At 44.1% G+C, this 4196-nt stretch carries 3 protein-coding genes; all 3 read right to left on the bottom strand.

The genetic code is table 11. The annotated features are described in order from the left end of the window. Nucleotides 1-141: 141 nt before the first annotated feature. Genes CBW22_RS25080 through CBW22_RS25090 form a run of 3 tightly spaced genes read right to left on the bottom strand, consistent with a single transcriptional unit; the run spans nt 142 to nt 3808 of the window. Entirely contained in the window at nt 142-1194 is a 1053-nt protein-coding gene (locus tag CBW22_RS25080) for a pyridoxal phosphate-dependent aminotransferase (RefSeq protein ID WP_088518168.1), read from the bottom strand. Further along, nucleotides 1191-2774, bottom strand: coding sequence for a phenylalanine aminomutase (D-beta-phenylalanine forming) (locus CBW22_RS25085; protein ID WP_088518169.1), 1584 nt, complete (start codon nt 2772-2774; stop codon nt 1191-1193). The genes CBW22_RS25080 and CBW22_RS25085 overlap by 4 nt, the downstream gene beginning before the upstream one ends. Nucleotides 2775-2800: 26 nt before the next feature. After that, a complete protein-coding gene (locus tag CBW22_RS25090) occupies nt 2801-3808 on the bottom strand; it encodes a TauD/TfdA family dioxygenase (RefSeq protein ID WP_088518170.1) in 1008 nt (335 codons plus the stop codon). Between the last annotated feature and the right edge of the window lie 388 nt (nt 3809-4196).

Consider the following 4196-nt stretch of genomic DNA (forward strand, 5'->3'; position numbering starts at 1 on the left):
CATGAAGGAGTCGCGTTTGGGTTTGACTTAGATAGGGGGCTGTATGGTATAGCCCAGGTACTTTATTCATATTCTTAAACCTCAATTGAATAGATACTTTTAATTATTTATTTGGATGAATGTAAATAACCTTGGCAGAATCTATGCTTTTAGTTCTTTCTCTAAAACAGAGAATAACTTTTCCATTTGTTCCCGGGGTCCGAATGAAATTCTCAGGCAATGATCCAAAGAATAATCGGTCAGCCTGGCTATAAGGAAACCTTCACTGTTAAGACTGTTCTGGATCTCCCGGCTGCGTTCTTCACTGTCAAATTCAACAAAGACGAAATTGACATATTGGGCATTGGCTTTGACTCCGTAATCTTCAAATAAATCTACCAGTTTTCTTCCCCAGCTAAGACAATATTCTGTTGTTTTGAAAAGATGCTCACGATCCTGTAGTGCATGTTCACCAGCAAGAGCAGATAAAGCACTGACATTGTAAGGCGCCCGGCGAGCTTCCAGTTGTGGATACAGATCTGTGCTGACGTAAGCCCAGCCAAGACGCAATCCGGCAAGTCCATACGCTTTTGAAAATGTTCGTAAGCATATTGAGTTAACGCGTTTATGAACTATTTGAATACCTGCCGTATTTTCGATATCAGGTGTAAATTCTGCGTAGGCCTCATCAATGATAATGGTCGTTTCTGGCGGTATGGTTTCAACTAAAGACATCATTTCTGAAGGTGCAATATAGTGACCCAAAGGATTAGAAGGATTAACTAGGACCAGAATGTCAGGTTTATGACTGACCGCCTCTTTTAAATCCTCAGGGAGGATGCGCCCACTATTCACTGGGATCTCACTGTATAAGGCTCCGAGAATATCAGTTCTCTTTTTGTACATCATAAAACTGTGACGAGGAGCGGTAAGCCGTGCACCCGGTTTCAGCAGACTACGCAGTGTGATATCAATCAGTTCGTCAGAGCCATTACCCGTGATGATCTGTTCCGGATTAATATTCCAGCGTTCTCCAATTGCCGCTCTCAGTGCATTGTAGGTGGGATCGGGATACAGGCTCAGCAAAGACAGAACATATTGTCCCGTTTGTATTATGTCTGGTGAACCCAACGGATTTTCATTGGCGTGCAGGCGGATGGAAGCATTATTATTTGCTCCCTCAACACATTCCCGGATTTTTTTAGAGAATATCATGAGTGGCCTCCAAGTATCCGGGATACGAGTTCTTCCAGATAAGGTGTTATTGACTCGTCATGGTCCAGATAAGGGACTGACTCCCTCACTTTTGCATACCACAGGCGACCTGAATTTCCTAATTTTGTAGCATCCCTGATATCAGCTGCCTGAGCGGCGCAGATCATCTCAAAAGCAATAACATAGCGGGTATTCTGGAGCACCTCCGCCGTCCTGCGAGCAGCAACCAGACCGAAAGAGACTACGTCCTGAAAATCACCTGTTGTTGTTAGTGTTTGTATTGATACCGGTGTAGCCAGAGAACGATTTTCCGCTGTGATAGAAGATGACATAAACTGTCCCCCCATTAAACCAAACCGCAGCCCACCATTTTCTGCACATAGAAAAGAGGGTAGCCCGTTGCTGTTCGCACTGGTCAGCAATCTGTCTATTCGCCGGTCAGATAAGTTACACATGGTAATGATTGCTATCGTCAAATAGTCCATCGCGGCGGATATATACTGTCCGTGAAAATGACCGTTATGGAAAACCTGACCGTTTTCGGGTGTGATAAGGGGGTTATCATTTGACGAATTTAATTCATTACTCACTATTCGTTCCACAAATTCTATTGTCTCCAAAACCGGGCCAAGTATCTGTGGTGTGCAGCGAATTGAATAGGCATCTTCAATCGGCATATCTTCTTGTTTGATGCTATTCGTAAGCCTGCTTCCGAGTTCTGATGAAAGCTGTATATCATCAACCGCCAGCCTTGTTCCCTGGAGGTTATTCCATATCATCTCTGCAATTTTTTGCTGGCCTGTATGCGGTTTTAGTTGATGAACGTCGGGATGAAATGGCCGAATCCTGGCAAGAAGCGTTTCTGAGGCAAAGGCGGAGATTGATGCATATTGTTCAAGAAGTGACCTGGTTTCGATGACATTCAGGGCGGCAAGCGCAACCATGCAGGAGGTGCCGTTGATGAGTGCCAGCCCTTCCTTATAACTTAGCTCAAGCGGTGCGAGCCCCAGCTGGTGCAGAATATCTTCTGCAGCCAAGCGTTCACCATTGAACCAGGCATTGCCCTCACCAGTGAGCATACGGGCCATGGCTGCCAGTGGCCCCAGATCTCCGCTGGTGCCCAATGACCCTTTACGTGGTATCTCAGGAATCAGACCAGCGTTGTAGATTGCGATAAATCGATCGAAATTTTCCAGAGATAATGCTGAGTTGCCGCGAGAAAGAGAGATAATTCGGGCGAACATAGTTGCCCGGCAAATTATATCTGAAAATCTTTCACCAACATTTGTCGCAACACCACGGATAAGGTTTTTTTGTAATTCTTCAGCCCTTTCGAGCGGAACGAGATGATCGACAAACCCACCCATCCCAGTGTTGACACCATATATAACCGAGCCTTCTTTCACTAATTTTTCAAGGGCTCGTCTTGATGCGGCAATTCTTTCTCTGGTTTCTTCTGAAGCAACTATTTTTTTACTGAACTGAGAGAATTCAATAAAGTCTTTCAGACTGACGTTACGGCCTGGGCTGAGAATGAAGGTATCGCCTGTGGATGTGCTATTACGCTGTGTAATATTCATGACCATTTTCCTTCTGTTTGTTTGAATTAATGTTCAGTCCAGTCGGCAATAATGACGTTAATCTCTCTGTTTCCTGAAAATGCATGCCTGCCATGAGCAAACTGCAGGTTATCGAGCAGCAAAATATCGCCGGTGTTGAGATTTACGTCCTGTTCTAACCCCTTGACCAGATGAAATAAGTTAAGTGTCAGTTCTTCCGGTAGCGGTTCTCCATCGCCGAAACACATGGATTCGAGAAGTTCAGGACAATTCTGAGCAGCATCTTTTAACTCCTCTTCGTCTTCGTTTCTGGAATCCACCCGTGCCCATTCAATCATCGCAGCAGCACCCCAGAAATGTGCCTGATTGCACCAGATCAATTCATTTTTACGAGGATGCTGACGCACCGGTGAAATACAGTCCTGCCAAAGGATTAAATCATCATTCCACCATTCAAATTCCCAACCCCTGGAGCGGCAGGCAAACTCTGCCTCTTCTTTTGTTTTTGCAGAAAGCGCTTCCTGCCAGCTTTTTTTTATTCCGGGTTTCAGATGAACTCGGTTTTCATCCGGCAGTGTTCTACGCAGTCTGAGGCCGCGTTCTGTCAGAAGTTGTAATGTTGAAGGCTCGACCAGTTTTGTTATTCGGCGCATATCGCCAATGGTAGATTCTCCGCCCTCTGCGGCGGGTTTGACGCAAGAGAAGGCAATGATTTCCGGTGGGTGTTTTACATAGGCCATTTCCTGATGGAGGATGATTGACCATGCCGGAGGCGTTCGGGTTGCCTCCATCACTTTACCTTTTATGGTTGAACGGGGAGATGAACCACCAATGTAATCTCTGGTGCGAAAACCTAGCGCATTCATTATCACTTCAAACACAGCGGGTTCTGCACTTTGCACAACGCCGCGTAGTAGCAACGCTCCGTTATTGAGCACTGCTTCCCGAATATCTGGTGCAGCTTGAGTAAAGAACGTTTGCGTATCAGTGACCGATAACCCATCAACGGTGAATCCAGACAATCCACTCTCATTACATTCTTTCAACATCACCATCTTAGTCTCCTTGAGTCTTAAGAAATGTTGATATGTCTGTCTACTAATTAATCGCCATGAGTCATCAAAGTCAACAAAAAGATTTTTTTTTCTTTTAAAAGAAATAAAATGTACTCAAATTTCTTTTATTGATATTTAATTTATTTAAAATCAATAAGATATAAAAAAATAAAACTATTGGAAATATTTTTCATTAGTTTGTTTATCCAGTTGTTGTTTGCAAGGTTTTGGGGCCATCGATAGTAAAATCCTGATTAAAGTGGGCTTTGCGAATCAATGAGTACCATTAAAGATCATCTACTTACTTAAATAATTACCGAGTAAGCTTGAGGGGGGAGATTGCGGCATGGCAGTATAAAAAAGGCCCATGATTAATACGATAATGGGC

The organism is Pantoea sp. VS1 (assembly GCF_002207995.1).
Taxonomy (GTDB): Bacteria; Pseudomonadota; Gammaproteobacteria; order Enterobacterales; family Enterobacteriaceae; genus Pantoea; species Pantoea dispersa.